Below are 17,535 nucleotides of genomic sequence, written 5' to 3' on the forward strand. Positions count from 1 at the left end.
GCATGATTAGTAACTGCCATAAGTTACCCCCTATGCTAAAAATTAAACTGTTTAATTCTAAACACCCCATTGAGCATCAAGAACTAGAAATTAGTGATCATCGCTTGAAAGGAGACGGATGTTCAATTGGTAGTTCTCCTGCTTGTGGGTTAGTCCTTCCGAGTATGAAAGTTCAGGAAATTCACGGTAAGCTATTTATCGATAACGGACAATACTATTTTAGGGACATGACTAAGGTAGGACACTCCCAAGTCAACGATGAAGAAATCACCCTTGAACATCCTTATTCCCTAGAAACCGATGATATTATCCGTATTGGGGAATTTGTCCTCATTATTGATGGCCTCCCCCTAAAAGGAAAATCTAAGTATAGTAAAAGTAAATCTAGAAGAAAAAACGCTGATTCTCGCCAAACATCAAATCAACGACCGAGAAAATCTTTGCAGGCCATGAAATCTTTGGCCTTGAAAAATCGTCGTTCTTCTTCTACCACTTCTGAGAATCCAAAAACTTCCCTAAATAAAGAAACTTCTGTATCTGTTAATACTCCTTCGGCCACGGTTTCCCAAATTATCACCCCTATTGCTGTTTCTTCTTCTCCTATTCCCAAAGTAGACACCCCTACTGTATTAGAAACACCCCCTCTTGATGGAATTAATTGGTGGACAAAAGGAGATTTAACCGTTCGTTGTTTGAGTGTTATTGAAGAAACTCAGGATGTAAAAACTTTCCGGTTTGTAGGGACTTCTCCGGTTTTATTCAACTATAAACCAGGTCAATTTGTTACCTTAAAGCTTAATATTGTCGGCAAAACTATTAAACGGGCCTATTCAATTTCTTCCACTCCTTCTCGTCCCCATACCTTAGAAATTACCGTCAAACGAGTCCCACCCCCATCAGATGTCCCTGATGCACCACCAGGACTAGTTTCTAATTGGTTACATGATAATATTTCTGTTGGAAGTGAAATTAGTTTAAGTGGCCCTTCTGGAAAATTTACCTGTGTGGATAATAATCATCCTAAACTGTTATTTATTTCGGCAGGTAGTGGTATTACTCCCATGATGTCTATGTCTCGCTGGGCCTTGGATACGGGAGCGCAACGGGATATAATCTTTTTCCATAGTGCGCGTAGTCCTCAAGATATTATTTTTCGACGAGAGTTGGAAGTAATGACAGCACAACACCCCAATTTTCATCTGGCCTTAACTATGACTCGTGCTAGTCTGGGAGAACCTTGGTGGGGATTTACCGGACGGTTAACTGATAAATTATTAGAGATAATTGCCCCAGATTTTCAAGAGAGAATGATCTATGTTTGTGGCCCAGATACCTTTATGAAAGGGGTTAAAACTTTAGTAGAGGGAATGGGTTTTCCGATGGTCAATTATCATCAAGAAAGTTTCGGAGGAAGCAAAAAAGCCTCATCAACTCCCACTGCTTCTACTACTGTGCTGACCCCTCCTACTTCTGTCAAAACTACTCCTGTTTCTCCAGGGGTTCCTAAGTCCTCAAATGAGACTCATACGGTTGTATTTGCCCAGTCTAAAAAAGAAGTTAAAATTAATGCTAATACTTCTATTTTAGAAACAGCAGAAGAAGCCATGATTGAGGTTAATTCCAGTTGTCGTAGTGGAGGATGTGGCACTTGCAAAATCAAAAAGTTAGAAGGAGAAATTCGCTATGAGGGAGAACCTGACGGACTTGATCCTAGTGAACGAAATCAGGGTTATATTTTAGGTTGTATTGCTTATCCTACCGGACGAGTTATCATTGATATTTAGGAGAGGGTAAGCTTGATTTTGAGCCTAAGTTTCATGATCACAAATCGCGCGAGTACATGACCAATTACTCGGAAGAGAAGAAGGCCAACCCATGCGTATTGCTTCTGGACAAATGGTCATAACAGTTAATTGACAATCAATTAATTGAAAGCCTTCTTTCTCTGATTGTTTTAAACTATGTTTCAGGATGGAATCATTTTTAAATTCAATGGTTTTGTTACATTGAATGCAAACCATGTGATGATGATGGTTAGGATAAGGATGATTCAGTTCGTAGTGTTTATGACCTTCAGCGAGTTCTAATTCTCGTAAAATCCCCATCCGTGACATTAATTTCACGCTACGATAAATGGTTGATAAGCTAATAGACTCCTCTCTTTGTTCTAAGAGTTCATAGAGTTCTTCAGCACTCAAATGGTTTCCTGTGGGGAGGTTCTGGAAGATGTGGAGAATTTTCTCTCGTTGGGGGGTTAAACGCCACCCTCTGGCATTCAATTCGGCTTTTAGGGAATTGGCGGTGTAAGGAGGCATAATAAATTGCTCTTAACTAATGCTCTTTAATTGACAATGATAGTCTGTATCAAGAGCTATTTGCAACAATATCATCTTATTGAGAAACTTTAGCAACTCTAAAATTTTCTTCCATAATAAGCGATCGCTTGTTTGGTTTCCCAGGCCCACATTTGATCTCCCAAGGAAAAATGCCACCATTCCCCCGGATGTCGAGAAAATCCAGCGTTTATCATAATTTGCTTTAATAGTTCTCGTTTTTGATGATAATTTTGTTTGATTACATCTATACTCTGAGCATAATAATTAGGTTGCGATCGCTCGGACATTTCGTCAATTTGCCCTCCCATGTCTATTATAGCTCCTGTTTCATCGATTAGGGTAATATCGACTGCAGCCCCCGTACTATGAGGAGGAGGAGTAGCAGGATTTTCACTAGGAACAGCCCAAATTTGATAAACTTGTTGCCAAATAGCTTGTTTTTCTGCCTCTGATAACTGTTCAGGGGTTAAACCTTGTTGTTTAACCACCGAAGCAAAGGTATAATCTACCATAAATTGTTGTACTGCCACAGGCCGATAAGCATCAAAAATTAAAATGTTCGTCCCTGGATAATTTTGCTGTAAGAAAGTTTGAGCTTGTAATAAGGCATTTACAACCCTTTTACGCAAATAATAAGGAGATTTCCCTTGATAATTAGCTCCTAATTTCTCATAGGGATGGGGAGACATTACAGCAAATTTTTCTAAGGGAATAGAAACTAAAGGTTCCCCACACTCAGAGATGGGAATTTGTTGATAAGGCTTCATCTTTCTATGATTCATTATTTATCATTTTATCATGTAGAGGCATAATACTATTAATCGATAAAACCCATTCCCTCAAAGGATAGACAAAAAGACTATTATAAGTAGGTAGACAAAATTAATTACACAAAATTTGTAGGGGCGGGTTTAGCCAAAACCTTTGTTACTCTCATATTAACGGGGAATAAACAAGTGAAGCTTTGACTAAATTTATAATTTATAATTTATAATTTATAATTTATAATTTTTCTCCATTTTTTAACGGCATTTTGTAACGGGACAGATAACCAATTATCATAGCTCGGATAGATAGGTAAACGAGGAATTAATTGCCATTGAGATGAGCTTAAAAGGGCTGATAATTTGCTATAAATAAGATGAGGGTAATCAGGATTTACTTCATCTTTTGGGCTAATTCCTCCTAAATCTCTTGCTCCTGCTGCCAAACAATCTAATAAACAATAAGGGTCTGAAATTAAATTAGGAGGGATTTGTAAACTAATAGTATCTGGTAAAATAGTTCGAGCTTTTGCTATTATTTTTGGTAATTGAGAAATATTAAAACCAGCCATTATTAAACTTTGTTTTTGTCCAGGACAATAGGGTTGTAAAATAACTTCTTGAATATGACCCCATTGTTGATGACTGTGAGTGATCGCGTCTAAAGTGTCCCAACAATCTTGATTATTTTCCCCAATTCCTAATAAAATACCTGTAGTAAAAGGAATTTTTAATTGTCCGGCAAAATCTAACTGTTGTAAGCGTATTTCAGGGATTTTACTAGGTGCATGACGATGAACAGTGGTTAAAAGTTTTGGTGTAATTTGTTCTAACATTAAACCCATAGAAACATTAACTTCTTTAAGCTTTTCCATTTCAATGAAACTTAAAGGGCCGACATTAGTATGAGGTAAAAATCCCATCGATAAAGTTAATTCACACAGATCATAAATACGCTGTAACCATGATTTTCGCCTGGGAGACTGGGGGTGTACCTCCCCACTCAAAATCAAAATTTCACAGAGATTAGTTCCTTGAAATGGTTGTAAAATTTGTTCGGCTTGAGTTAAGGTTAACCAAGAATCTTGAAGTGGATTAACCCGAAAATTACAATAAGTACAACGATTGAAACATTCATAAGTAGGTACTAAAGTATAGGCAGAACTATAAGTAATAGAATGATACATTAATATAATTTTAATTGACGAGGATTTCACTTAAATGTTATCATTAATGTTAATGAATAGTTTAAATTAAAGATTTATGAAAAAAGTTAAGCTTGGTTTCTTTTCTCAAAAAAATTATATGAATCGGAATACTTTTTCCGGAACTCTTTACTATATGCACCAAGCATTAATGTCTAAAAAAGAATTTGAATTAGTAAATTTAGGTGATCCTTATCCTCCCTCACAGTGGAATAATATAAAAGAAAAAATCAAAAAAACTTGGGGATCTTTTCAAGATACTGAGAAGCAAAAAAAAGAGAATAATGAAAATTTTGCTAAGCTCATTAAAAAACAATTAGAACAGAATAATTTTGATGTAATATTTGCCCCCGTTGCCTCCAAAGAATTACCCTTCCTAGAAACAGATTTACCAATTATCTATTTATCGGATACAACTCCAAGACTAATTCTTCAAACTTACGGAAAAAAAATATTATTGGATGAGGAAGAAAAACAACAAATTGTCAGGGCAAGCAAGATAGTATATTCTTCAAAATGGGCAGCAAATTCTGCTATTAACGACTATGAAGCTGACCCCAACAAAATAGAAATTGTTCCCTTTGGTGCTAATATAGAGCAGGTTCCTGAGATAGACAAAATCTTGACTAAATGTCAAAGTTCTGCTTGTCGTTTATTATTTATTGGTAAAGATTGGCAAAGAAAAGGGGGAAAAATTGCCTGGGAAACTTTATTGAGCTTACTAAAACTAAATTTAGAAGTAGAATTAGTGATACTTGGCTGTATTCCTCCCCCAGAATTTCAACACGAAAAATTTAAAATTATTCCTTTTTTAGACAAAAATATTCCCCAAGAGCAAGAACAGTTTATAGAACTTTTATTAAGCTCACATTTTCTGATTTTCCCTACTCGTGCCGACTGTTCCCCCATTGTTATTTGTGAAGCAAATGCTTATGGTATTCCCGTAATGACAACCGATGTAGGAGGAATTCCCGATATTATTGAAAATGGAAAAAATGGTTTTATGTTATCCCTAAATGATTCGGGTGATCAATATGCTAATTTGATTGCTACTTACTTTTCTGATAAAAATATTTATGAACAATTAGTGCGTTCATCGAGAGAAGAATATGAAAAAAGATTAAATTGGGATCAATGGGCTAATTCTGTGTATCGGATAGCCTCAGAACTTGTGTCAAACTAGCTGATAAGCTGTGACGCATCTAAATTAGTCCTATTCGACTGATGGGATGATGAAGTGATGGTTTGTTTCCTAATATGCTAATATACAATTTAAATAGGTCTTAGCTTACAATAATAATCATTACCAACCAATTGACAATTGATAATTGATAGTTGACAATGTAAGGAGCCATTCATTGTTCATTGTTCAAATAGATTTTGATAGACATTAAACCAAATTAAAGGATAACTATCATGTCAATGCTTAAAAAACCTGTAATTGCCATTGGACTAGATGCGGCTGAACCTTCTTTAGTCGAAAAATGGATGGAACAAGGATATTTAAAAAATTTATCTAAATTACGAGAAAAAGGAATTTACGGCAGACTGCAGAATTTTGATGATTCCAATGTAGAAACCGCTTGGACTACCTTTGCTACAGGTTGTTCCCCGCAAAAAACAGGGTTTTGGGCGCATATGGGACTGTGTGAAGGCACTTATAACTTTGAAACCATTGCCGCTTATAAATTTGAAGAATATCCCGCTTTTTACTCATTAGGGCCAGATTATCGAGTCGCTACCTTTGATGTACCTCAAGTTAGGTTAACTGATAAAATTAATGGAGTGCAAGTTGCTGCTTGGGGGGCCCATTCTCCTCAAGTTGACAGTGGATCTTTACCTGAAACCCTATGGCAAGAATTAATTGACAAACATGGTGCAAGTCCGTCCCTACATAAAGATTATGCCGTTTGTTTGGATCTCAAATCCACTTTAAAAATAGTAGAACGATTAAAAACCAGTATTCTGCGACAATCGGCCAATTGTCAAGATTTATTGCAACGAGAAGATTGGGACTTATTTTTAACCGTTTTTAATACGCCTCATGCTGGGGGCCATTTATTATGGCAACTAAGTCAACCGGATCATCCTTTATACGAAGCGTTGCATTCTCAGGTAGGATATGACCCCTTATTGATGCTATTCCAACTCATGGACGAAGCTATTGGGGAGATTGTAGCCAAAGCCCCTGATAATGCTCATGTGGTGATATTTTCGGCTCATGGGATGGGGCCAGCGACCATTGATTTACCAACATTTGTGGCATTGCCTGAGTTTCTTTATCGCTTCAATTTTCCTGGCCAATACGCCCTTGGTTATAGTAAGATTTCCGACCCCTTACCCCCTCCTGTAACTAAGATGAAATGTAATTACTGGGAACGGCATATTTGGGGGACAAAATATGATACTAATCCTTTGAGACGGTTTCTGCGACGAGAATTACACAACCGAATTTTTAAGATCATAGAACCCTGGCTCGAAAAAAGTGACGAACCTGATTTAATTTCCCCTTGGGAACTGATGCGACGAGGAGAAAGGGTGATCCCTTGGAATCCGACCCAATGGTACAAACTTTTATGGCCATCGATGAAAGCCTTTGCTTTACCAAGTTTTGCCGAAGGGTATATCCGCATTAACCTCAAAGGAAGAGAACCGCAAGGAATTGTAGAACCCTCAGAATATCATGCCTTGTGTGATGAGCTATGTGAGAAGCTATATGCTCTTAAAGATGCTCGAAAAGGCATTCCTATGGTCAAAAAGATTGTCCGTACGCGAGAAAATCCCTGTGAGCGTCATCCTAAGCTACCTGATCCAGATTTAATTGTAGTTTGGCAAGATGATTATGCCACAGATGTGATAGATAGTCCTGATTATGGTCGATGTGGCCCCTTACCTCCCTATCGAGCAGGGAGTCATCGTCCTGAAGGAATGATTCTGGCCTATGGACCAGAAATTGAGCCAGGAACAAGTTTATCTCAAGGTCACGTTCTCGATCTGGCTCCAACTATCCTATCTTTAATGGATGCTCCTATTCCTGAGTATTTAGAGGGTAAACCCCTAGCTATTAGGAAGAATTTGGCACTAAGTAAGTAGTTTGTAGTAAGCCTTTTAGGGCGGGTTGATCTGACTTTTTTGTGAGCATCAGGGAATTTTGTCAAAAACCCGCCCCTACGTACTACATACTTCACAAACCCGCTCTTACCCCTACCTTCTTTTGCTCAACAACTTTTTCTTGAGTGGATAGCTCAGAATCAACTCCAATAGGTTCTAAGGGAATGGTACTAGGAACTTCTAGATTTTCAACTCCATTAATCACCGCCCCCAAGACAGGAACCTCTGCTTCTGATAGCTGATCGATCGCTTCATTTAATAAGCTCGAACGAGTCAGCCCTGGCCGTGTTACTAACAGTAACCCATCCGTTAGAGATTCAATTAAGAGGGCATCATTACAACGAGAAAGGGAGGGACTATCAACAATCACCATATCAAAGCGTCCCCGCGCGTCTTTGAGTAATAATTGGAGTTCGCTAGACTCTATAATAGCCGCCGCTTGTCTTTGGGGGCCAGGACTCGGTAACACATATAAATTGGCGATCGCCGGGACTAAACTAATGGCATCAGTACGAGCCGCATAATAACGTAAAGGTTCGATACTAGCTTCAGGATCTGGGGTAATTTGGAGCCATTGGACTTTAGATGGGGAGCGCAGATCAGCTTCTACGAGTAAAGTCCGTTTTCCGGCCTGAGCAGAGGCGATTGCTAAATTATAAGCGGTGACGCTTTTGCCTTCCTCATTGGTAATACTGGTGATCAAAATAACCTTAGAGGTATCTGAGACAAGACGACGTAAATTACTGCGTAAGCGTTCGTAAAAACTGAGATCTCCTGATTCTCCTTCGAGTAAAATCGGGCTTTGGTCTTCCTGCACTAAAGAACGATAGATAAAGGGCAATTGTCCCAATATCGGCACTTCCCGATCTGCGAGCGCATCTCGTAATTCTTGAGGGCTATGTAAACGATCGTCAAGTAAAGCTAATAAGAGGATGACTCCAGCACCGCCCACAATACCAATACCAGCACCTGCCAAAATAATCAAAGTCCGGCTTCTGTTCTCTGGTTGCCAAGGAGGTGCTGGCTGATAGGTTGCCGGAAAAGCCACAGTTAAACTGCCGACAGTTTCGGCTTCTGCTGCTTGAGCATCCACCAGGGCCGTTAAAATATTCTGATAAACGATCCGTTGAAATTCAACCGCTTGTACTAAACCTGCTTGTTGTAATTGCTTATCAGGGAATTTTTCATATTGCTGACGTAATTGTTGTTCTGTTTTAACAATAGATTGGAGTTGTTTAATTAACCCTGCTCGTTCTGTTTGTAACACTAATAGCTGACTAGCTAACTGTTGTCTTCCAGGATCAAGACTACTATCTTGACGAATTTGACTAAGAGGAATGGGAGTTAAATCTCTGCTCCCTATCAATTCTTTAGCCCGTTGTTGTAGAAGACTTTCATTAGCTTTTTTTTCTTTGAGCAACTTAACAATGACAGGGTGTTCTGGCCGCAAATCTATTTGTCTACGTTCAAATTCGATTTCTGTTTGCAGAATTCTGGCCCGTAAATTCGCCAAAATCGGATCAGCACTCAGAGCAACAGAGGTATAAGCTTGTTCAGGAGTCAATCCCAATTGATTAATTAAACTATTAATACGACCTTCAATTTCTTGTAGACTTAATTGAAGTTCTCTTTGCCGTTGTTGGGAACCCGTAATACCACTAAATAAACTGCCATCTTGAATAGCTAATAAGTCTGAGCCTTGTTGAGAAATATAACGATAGAATTTATTTTCGGCTGCTCTTAACTCTTTTTGAACTTGGGAAAGACGTTTACTAAGAGCCTCAATTTTTCCCCTTAATTCTGAAGTATTTACCCAGCGACTGTAATCCACCATTTCCTTCATAAAGGTTTCTAAAATTAAGGTGGCTTTTGTGGGAGATTGTTTGTCCGTATATTCGAGTACAATTACTTGAGATTGGGGAGTTTCGGTTTTTTTGTCTTTATTTTCTTCTTGTCCTGGAAAAGTTATCTGGAGTGTTTTCTGACGAATCTCGTAGATTTCTTCTTGGGTTAGTTGTAATTTTTCCATGACCCCCTTAAGAACTCGCTCAGATAAAAGCGTATTCTTACTCACGGCCCGTCCTTCTTGTTGTAACTGGCTACCAGTGCTAGTAAAGGCCGGTGGTGGTTCACTAAAAGTTAATTGACCGATAGCTTTATAAGTGGGTTTAGGAGGTTGGGCAGGAGGCTGAAAGGCAACTACTCCAGCGATCGCAGAAGAAGCGATAAAGGTTAAAAAACCGAGCCAGTAATTTTGCCCAAAAGAAATAAGAAATCGTTTAACAATAGGGGGAACCATAAGTTTAATAATACAATTATCAATATTATTATTTTAGACGGTTGCCGAACAAAAACTGGAAAATAGGGGGACAGTTGCTCTTATGTTCACCTAGACAAAACAGAGTCTTCCACTTAGTTATTGTTATTATTATTATTATTACCACCAAAACCATCACCAGGGCTAAAATCAGCCAGATTAGAAACAAAGTTAGTAAACCCTAAAAGATCCCGAATAGGCCGAGTAATAACATTGAAAGCAGCTAATACCTTGCCTAATAGGGTACGACTGACAATAATCACATCTTCGTTACGTAAAGTAACATATTGAGTCGAGTCCAAATTTTCCACCGTCTTAATAGGATTAAGTCCCTGACTGACTACTTTACCCTGTTCAGGATCAAATCGCAGTAAGGTAACTTCTTCTTTGCTATATAAGGGAATAATTGGCGGTAAATTAGCCACTGCATCGAGGAAGGTACTACCATTAGGAAGTGTTAGATTACGAATGGCTAATCCGGCCGGTTCACTAGGTACTAATACCCGAATGGTAATAGATGGTTGAGCTAGGGTTGTACGAGCAATTAAAGTCTGATCATAATCTTTTTGATCAATTTGTAGTTTAGAAACAATGATGGTATCCCCTCCCTGTAAGCGAAAATCTGGTAGGCGTTTCCCTTGAATTAGAGGGGTATATAAGTCAACTCTTTCTTCGAGAACAGTTCCATCTACCAAACGACGACGGATGATGACTGAACGTAAATCAGCTAGGGGGGTACTGCCTCCGACTCCGACTAAAACGTTATTTAAGCTGACTCCTGGGCCAAAGAAATAGTAACCCGGACGATTAATTTCCCCTAATATCGTCAGTTGTACAGGACGAGGTTCAGTCAATACGGCGATCACTTCAGGATCTTCTTGAAGATAACGTTGTCCTAATTCATAAGCAACCTTGGTTTCTACTTCATCAAGAGTTAGTCCCACAATCGAAATTTTCCCTAAGAAGGGGACTCGAATTTGACCTTCAGGATCAATCAGGGTACCAAAGCTAAATTCAGGAAAATCACGCACACTGACACTAATACTATCCCCAATTGCTAACCGATACAAATTAAACTGTTCGGAAGTATCCACATCAAACAGAGGAGGGGCAGAGTTTTCAGGTGGTATATCTGACTCTCTAAAGGTTTGGGGTACAGACTGAGAAATTAACCTTTCAACCCCTAAGCTAGGATTTGCTGAAATCCCCTCTAATACACTCCATAAACCTATCCCCGTCGAAAACCCATACAACAGAGAAATCATTAAGGGCAGTTTAAATACATTTTTTATCTTATGTTCAAAAAAATCACTCACTCTCACCATCATCATTCCTCAATTATCGTTGGAAGATATTTTTATCTAGGGTAGCTTGTATTGTTTGAGCTAGGGATTTTGCTAAGGGTTCTACGTCTTTTAATTCACTAAGCGGTTCAATAGGAATTTTCACCGAAACCCCTACCCAAGGAACTCTTTGTCTCTTTAGTTGGGCCTTTTGATCCACCCAAAACCATTGAGCAGGTGCAAAATTTCCCCCATTCGGCCAAGCGTACCACTGGACTACAGCAAAGGTCTGATTATTCCAACCTTTAAAAAAATGAGCCGTTACTTCATTATTTTCTTTCTCTCCTGTCTTAAATTTTAAAGTTGTATGGGAGTCTGTTTTCCATTTTTCTAGTCCCTGAATATCTACCCACTCTACTTGAGGATGATTTTTGTAGTAATCTTGGGGCATTAATAATAAAGTAACCGGATCTTGTTCGGGTTTTTCAATAATCTGCATTGACCATTGATTTCCTCCTATGACTATTTCTTTTTGGGTTAGAGTTTTCCATCCTTCTAAGGGTAAACTGGTTTTGCGAATACTAGCAATTTCCTTAATTTGTGTCACTTGAGGCTGATCTTTCCAAGTCCATTTTCCGCTTAAATATCCAGGAACAGCAGCTATGGTTATTGCTAAAGTTAGTAGGCATAAAATAATTATTTGAGATGGTAAAATCCCTTTTGTCATTTTCAACCCGACTCTTGATAAATTTACTCTATATTTTAGTTTATTCATGGGAATTTTCCCTCTCTAACTCCAGACTTTCTTGAGATTTTATGGAAATTTTATCCATCAGCCAATTTACACCAACAATAATGCCTAACATGATCACAGAATAAATGTCTCCTCCTGTTCCTTCATGTAAGGAATCAAATGCCTGTTTATTTCCTGTTCCATGAAACATGGCCAATAAAGAATTACGGATAATATTGGTGATTACACTAATAAATACGGCACTTATTGATAGAGAAATTACCCTTTTTTTATCATCTATTTTACCTGACCAATGTAACAATAAAAGAGAGACATATAAGCCAGTAAATAGCATTTTTAATCCAGCACAATAGGGAGCTACTTCAACCGGAATATTATTGACATATAAATAAATTCCATCAACATTAACATTTGCTCCAAATTGCATTAAAATAAATCCTGCCGCTCCTGCAATAAATTTTTGCAACGGTAAGGTATAAGGGGTAAGCAGATAAGGAATAGAATTGGGAGTCGCCAAAAGCACCAATAATAAGGGAAAACTATTCAATTTCAAGCCTGGCATTCCTTTAAGCCATAATAAAATTCCCCCCAAAATAATCGGGAAAGATAAATTCACTAACTCAATGGAACCCGTAATATAAAAGACTATCCCCACCCCCAACAAAAAACCTCCCAGAGGATGAATTTTATTATCTAAGTTTTCCCATTCTTTACTATTTTGATTAAACACTAAATAAGCAGCATAAGGCAAGCCAATTAATCCATGACTAAAATATTCATGCTCAGTGTTAATATTTTTATTGAGCCAGCCATCAACCCAGTGAAGCAAAATAGGCGCATACATCAAGGTAAGACACCCAATAATCAAAACATTACCTAGTTCTTTCTCAATCAATGGTCGCAGTTTTTGAGTAATTTGCATCGTTATTTACCTAACAATCAATGTAATATCTTTAAAGTAATGAAATTTGTGACCCAACCCATTCTATTTGTTCTGTACTTAATCCAGGATACATAGGCAAAGATAAAATTTGTTGACAAAGATCTTCAGCGTTGGGAAAATCTCCCAATTGATAGCCTAATGCTTTATAAGCAGGTTGTAAATGACAAGGAATAGGATAATGAATACCCGTTTGAATTCCTTTGTTTCCTAATAAGTCTTGAACCTTTTCTCGATTGAAAGGAAACTCTTGTCCAATACGAATTACATAAAGATGATAAACATGACCTTCCTCACTATAATTTTTAATGGGAACAATACCTTTATTTTCTAAAGGTTTCAACAACTCATCATACTGTTTTGCCGCCTCATTTCGTAATTGATTCCATTGGGAAAGATGGGGTAATTTAACCTGAAGAATCCCTGCTTGAATTGTATCTAAACGGCTATTAATTCCCAATTCCGTATGATAATATTTACTCGGTGCGCCATAATTACGCAAACTACGCAGGGTTTTGGCAATGTCCTCATCACGAGTTACCACTATCCCCCCATTCCCAAAAGCACCCAGATTCTTACTCGGATAGAAACTAAAGGCCCCCACACTACCCACAGAACCCGCATAATAGCCTTCTCGTTGCCCTAAATGAGCTTGAGCCGCATCTTCGACAATAATTAAATTATAAGCCCCCGCAAAGTCTAATAACGCTCTGGGGGAAACCATTTGTCCATAAAGATGAACGGGAACAATACCCTTAGTTTTTGTCGTCACTACTTTAGCCGCCTGATTTAAGTCAATCAGAGCCGTTTCGGGGTCACAATCGACTAAAATTGGAGTTGCTCCTGCTTGTAAGACTCCGATTACCGTAGCAATGAATGTATTAGCAGGGACTAACACCTCATCCCCTGAACCTATACCACAAGCTTTTAATCCCAAGGTGATCGCATCAGTTCCTGAAGCAACCCCTACCCCATACTCTACCCCACAAGCTTGAGCAAAAGCACTCTCAAACTCTCGTAATGCTTGGCCTAAAACAAAATCTCCCCGTTGTATTACGGTTTGTATCGCTTGGTCAATTTCTTTGTGAAGGGGTTCATGTTGGATCTTCAAGTCAACAAAAGGTACTGTTTTTAAGGAAGTCATTGAAAAAATAATTTTTATCTAAAATAAAATGTGAAATCAGGATCGACTCGTTTTTGGATCAAGGGCATCTCGTAAACCATCTCCAATATAATTGATGCTTAACACACTCAGAAAGATGGCTAATCCTGGAAATAAGGCCATATGGGGGGCCGTGGTTAAATAATCTTTGGCCTGAAACAGCATTTGTCCCCAGGTTGGTACATCAGGGGGAAATCCTAATCCTAAAAAACTTAGGGTAGATTCTGTAATAATCCCATTTCCTACCGCTAAGGTGGCCGCTACAATAATTACACTCAAAACATTCGGCAATAAATGAACCGAGATCAACCGACTTGGAGTTGCTCCTAAGGCTGTTGCTGCGCTCATAAACTCCATTTCCTTGAGTTTTAACACATTTCCTCTTACCAGTCGCGCTACCGACATCCAGTTAAGTCCTCCAATGACAATTACAACTAATCCAAAGATACCCAATTCTGGCCCCGCGATCGCTTTTAGACTATCCCGAAATAAATAAACTACCAATAGTAATAAGGGTAATTGAGGTAGGGACAAAAATAAATCCGTTAAGCGCATTAATAAATTATCTACTAACCCCCCATAAAATCCGGCGATCGCACCGATAGTGGTTCCTAACGCAATAGCGACTATCATCGCGCTAATAGCGACACTTAAGGAAATGCGTCCCCCAAACAACACCCTAGCTAGTTGATCTTGTCCAAGATCATTAGTTCCTAAGAGATGTTGTCTACTTGGTGGTGCGGCCGCTTGCGTAAAATCTATGGCATCAATTGGTATTGTATAAACAAAGGGCCCGATCACAATAGCGAGAATAATGATGATTAGGAGGGTAAGTCCTACAATGGCTAAGCGATCGCAGCAAAATCTCCCCCAAGCAAGTTGCCAGACATTCTCAGATACTTTTGTCATCTTTTGTCTCATTTTATAACATAATAATTATAAGATTTGGATAAAATATAAATAGTACTTTACAGTATTAATTACTACGTGAAATCAACAGTAACACGTTTCAGGTTAATTTCTCAAATTGAATAATTGTCAGATTCTCTCTATTACTGACTAACTAAGTAATCTACAAGTAATACTGTGATTATTATCACACAGTTTAGGTAATTTGGATCACAGGCAAAAGGACAAAAAAGTTTGATCATTTAATCATAAAGATTCTTGATTCCAATTATTTATATTTTGGTTAATGATGAAACATACCATAGGAAAAATACCTCTGTTAGCAGTCAGTATTAGTTTAGGATTGATGCTAGGAACTGCAGCTACAAAACCTGCTCTTGCGGGTTCATTTGACAAAAGTATCGTGAATAATAGTAATGGTCAAATCATAGGTAGCTTAAAATTTACTTGGGATGACGCAAATGTAATCAACAATGTCCTTGATAGTTATTCGGATTTAACAAGCTTTAACTATACAGATACTCAGGGTAAATCGTTTGATTTAGAGTTTGCTTCTACGACAAGATTTACAAGCAACTTTAACTACAATCTAGTGACTGGGGATTTTAAGGCCATCTCCTATAATACTTATCCCGCAAGGAATGGTTTTTTTGCTTCATCTGCTAGAGTAGCTAAAGATATATCCGTCACGCCTACAATATTTTTCAACGATTTCACCCTAGTTGATCGTCTGGTAGTACCCCCTGTAACACCACCTCCTGTAACACCACCTCCTGTAACACCACCCCCTGTAACACCACCTCCTGTAACACCACCCCCTGTAACACCACCTCCTGTAACACCACCTCCTGTAACACCACCTCCTGTAACACCACCTCCTGTAACACCACCTCCTGTAACACCACCTCCTGTAACACCACCGTCAATTTCGTACAACCCTTCTACAGCGAATTCTGACGCACAGTCTATTCCTGAATCTAGTTCAGTTGTTGGGTTATTAGTCATTGCTGGACTTGGTGTAGGGATGTCGAGGAAGAAATTATCTAAATAGTTCAGAAAAATACCTAATTTTTCTAATTCTCCTAGTTCTCTCTAAATTAATAGAGAGAATTGTTTTTTAGAAGATTTACCCACCCATAAGTGCTTAAACAAAATTAATTCACAGCCAGGGCGGGTTTATTTAACTTTGTTATGAGAATCATGGATTTATGTAAAAAACCCTCCGGCGGGTTGATCTAGTTTTTTTGTGAGAATCATGGATTTATGTAAAAAACCCGCCCCTACAAAATTTTTGGTAATTAGTTTTGTGTACCTACTTACCAATTCTTTAAATATAAGCTACATATCTTCGTAGGGGTCAACGGCCGTTGACCCCTAAACTATTTTCAAGAGAATTTTTTTTTACTTTTTAGAAGACATTAACTGTCTATGGAGGCAACCACTAATACCGAAAATTAATAATGCCGTTAAATGATTCGTTTCAGGAACAGGTTTAGGGGCTATAGCAAGCGATTCAACTGTACCTGTTTGGACATTATTAGAAACAAAAATAATCCCCACAATGGCATCATAGTCATATGTATTATCGCTTGAAGATAACTCGTCAAAAGAAAAACTTTCTAAACTAAATTGCACACTTTCTAAGTTAGCTAAAGTGTGGGTAAAACTAGGAATAGTTGAAGTTGAGTTTAGTGCAGTAAAGGTCATCATATAAGTAGAAACTTCATTCAAAGATATGAAGCCATTCCCATCATTATCTTGTCCTGCAAACACTCCGCTTACTGTGCCGCCATTATCCCATCCTAACTGAGTAAAATTAAGATTGAGAGCGTTAGCGGGTGCATTGCTTAGACCCAAAACTAGGGTAATTCCTGTAGTAGCGATAGCTAATGAATTTGTCAAATTTTTCATGACTTAAATAATCCCATGAGAATTGGTTGATTGCAATTACTAGAATTTTATGTCAAATTTTCATAAAAAATTATAAAAATAATCCTAAAATCTAGTTGATTTATCTCTATAATAACTAACAGAAAGTGATTTTTCGAAAAAAAAAAAAATATATATTTATTATTTGACATATTTTGTAAAATAAGTTAATAATAAAGGATTATTCGACAAAAAGTTAATACAAAATTAAACTATACTTAATATAAGCATAAAGAAAAGACTATATTAGACGATATTATTCAAGTACTAAGTTAACGTACTATCTTGACTCTTACCACCAATTTGTTCCTGGTTCCCCTTTAAATGGCCCAACAATATTATTTGTAATCCATCCCCCATAAAAATCCCCTGATTGAGGTTTTACTAACTCATCATTGACATAACAAGCATCCATTAAACTAGCATAAAAACTATAGTATTCTTGAAGATTAATAAAATTGGATGTTGGCTCAAAATATCGCCAAGCAGCATTATTTATATATTTCTCACCGACAGAAACATCGTAATAACTACACCAACCTTTCCATTCACACCAAGTTTTTCTAGGTGTTTCTATCAAGTGTTCTAACTTAATATCTTCAGAAGGAATATAATAAACAGGTGGATGACTGGTTTCTAATACTCTTTTGCCTCTAGTTGTTTCTGCCAAAACAACACTATTACAGATTATTTTCAGATGTTTATTTGTATCTTCTAAAATAGCAGGACGGGGATAATCCCAAACAGATTCTTGACCTGGTTGTGGGGGTATAGGATTTGGTTTCATTATTAATAATTTCCTGAAATATTTAAGTAGGTAGACAA

15 protein-coding genes are annotated in these 17,535 nt (G+C 37.8%); 3 read left to right on the top strand and 12 right to left on the bottom strand.

All coding sequences use genetic code 11. The annotated features are described in order from the left end of the window. Nucleotides 1–32 precede the first annotated feature (32 nt). Nucleotides 33–1,784, top strand: coding sequence for a 2Fe-2S iron-sulfur cluster-binding protein (locus AsFPU1_RS06785; protein ID WP_124972045.1), 1,752 nt, complete (start codon nt 33–35; stop codon nt 1,782–1,784). Between the two features lie 24 nt (nt 1,785–1,808). Here AsFPU1_RS06785 and AsFPU1_RS06790 read toward each other — a convergent pair whose 3' ends face one another. The 3 genes from AsFPU1_RS06790 to cofG all read right to left on the bottom strand — a co-directional run bounded on the left by AsFPU1_RS06790 (nt 1,809) and on the right by cofG (nt 4,287). Beyond that, nucleotides 1,809–2,315 (bottom strand): ferric uptake regulation protein, encoded by a 507-nt coding sequence (locus AsFPU1_RS06790; protein ID WP_124972043.1) that lies wholly within the window; start codon nt 2,313–2,315, stop codon nt 1,809–1,811. 98 nt (nt 2,316–2,413) lie between these two features. After that, nucleotides 2,414–3,103: a M15 family metallopeptidase gene (locus tag AsFPU1_RS06795; RefSeq protein WP_124972041.1), complete on the bottom strand. Its 690-nt coding sequence runs from the start codon at nt 3,101–3,103 to the stop codon at nt 2,414–2,416. 221 nt (nt 3,104–3,324) lie between these two features. Further along, a complete protein-coding gene (cofG, locus tag AsFPU1_RS06800; protein ID WP_124972039.1) occupies nt 3,325–4,287 on the bottom strand; it encodes a 7,8-didemethyl-8-hydroxy-5-deazariboflavin synthase subunit CofG in 963 nt (320 codons plus the stop codon). A gap of 76 nt (nt 4,288–4,363) precedes the next feature. On the opposite strand from cofG, the gene AsFPU1_RS06805 reads away from it, so the two are divergent. Next, nucleotides 4,364–5,488, top strand: a complete 1,125-nt coding sequence (locus tag AsFPU1_RS06805) for a glycosyltransferase family 4 protein (RefSeq protein WP_172957444.1) — start codon at nt 4,364–4,366, stop codon at nt 5,486–5,488. 233 nt (nt 5,489–5,721) lie between these two features. Further along, a complete protein-coding gene (locus tag AsFPU1_RS06810) occupies nt 5,722–7,398 on the top strand; it encodes an alkaline phosphatase family protein (RefSeq protein WP_124972037.1) in 1,677 nt (558 codons plus the stop codon). 91 nt (nt 7,399–7,489) lie between these two features. On the opposite strand, the gene AsFPU1_RS06815 is transcribed toward AsFPU1_RS06810, so the two are convergent. From AsFPU1_RS06815 to AsFPU1_RS06855, 9 genes are all read right to left on the bottom strand, one after another. Further along, nucleotides 7,490–9,715 carry an exopolysaccharide transport family protein gene (locus AsFPU1_RS06815; RefSeq protein WP_124972035.1) on the bottom strand — a complete coding sequence of 742 codons (2,226 nt, stop codon included), beginning with the start codon at nt 9,713–9,715 and terminating at the stop codon, nt 7,490–7,492. A gap of 113 nt (nt 9,716–9,828) precedes the next feature. Beyond that, the gene (locus AsFPU1_RS06820) at nt 9,829–10,998 is read right to left on the bottom strand and encodes a polysaccharide biosynthesis/export family protein (RefSeq protein WP_124972181.1); all 1,170 of its coding nucleotides are present in this window, start codon (nt 10,996–10,998) and stop codon (nt 9,829–9,831) included. Nucleotides 10,999–11,071: 73 nt separating this feature from the next. Continuing rightward, a complete protein-coding gene (locus AsFPU1_RS06825; protein ID WP_124972033.1) occupies nt 11,072–11,791 on the bottom strand; it encodes a cyanoexosortase B system-associated protein in 720 nt (239 codons plus the stop codon). Further along, on the bottom strand, nt 11,784–12,692 hold the full coding sequence (gene crtB, locus AsFPU1_RS06830; RefSeq protein ID WP_124972031.1) for a cyanoexosortase B: 909 nt from the start codon (nt 12,690–12,692) through the stop codon (nt 11,784–11,786). The genes AsFPU1_RS06825 and crtB overlap by 8 nt, the downstream gene beginning before the upstream one ends. A gap of 31 nt (nt 12,693–12,723) precedes the next feature. Beyond that, the gene (locus AsFPU1_RS06835) at nt 12,724–13,854 is read right to left on the bottom strand and encodes a DegT/DnrJ/EryC1/StrS family aminotransferase (protein ID WP_124972029.1); all 1,131 of its coding nucleotides are present in this window, start codon (nt 13,852–13,854) and stop codon (nt 12,724–12,726) included. A 36-nt stretch (nt 13,855–13,890) separates the two neighbouring features. Continuing rightward, the gene (locus AsFPU1_RS06840) at nt 13,891–14,781 is read right to left on the bottom strand and encodes an ABC transporter permease (protein WP_124972027.1); all 891 of its coding nucleotides are present in this window, start codon (nt 14,779–14,781) and stop codon (nt 13,891–13,893) included. 627 nt (nt 14,782–15,408) lie between these two features. After that, on the bottom strand, nt 15,409–15,786 hold the full coding sequence (locus AsFPU1_RS23305) for a hypothetical protein (RefSeq protein WP_172957440.1): 378 nt from the start codon (nt 15,784–15,786) through the stop codon (nt 15,409–15,411). Nucleotides 15,787–16,182: 396 nt separating this feature from the next. Next, nucleotides 16,183–16,692: a hypothetical protein gene (locus AsFPU1_RS06850; protein WP_124972023.1), complete on the bottom strand. Its 510-nt coding sequence runs from the start codon at nt 16,690–16,692 to the stop codon at nt 16,183–16,185. Between the two features lie 310 nt (nt 16,693–17,002). Continuing rightward, nucleotides 17,003–17,497, bottom strand: a complete 495-nt coding sequence (locus tag AsFPU1_RS06855; protein WP_124972021.1) for a DUF427 domain-containing protein — start codon at nt 17,495–17,497, stop codon at nt 17,003–17,005. Nucleotides 17,498–17,535 lie beyond the last annotated feature (38 nt).

Origin of the sequence: Aphanothece sacrum FPU1, from assembly GCF_003864295.1 — a bacterium.
In the GTDB taxonomy this organism is placed as follows: domain Bacteria; phylum Cyanobacteriota; class Cyanobacteriia; order Cyanobacteriales; family Microcystaceae; genus Aphanothece_B; species Aphanothece_B sacrum.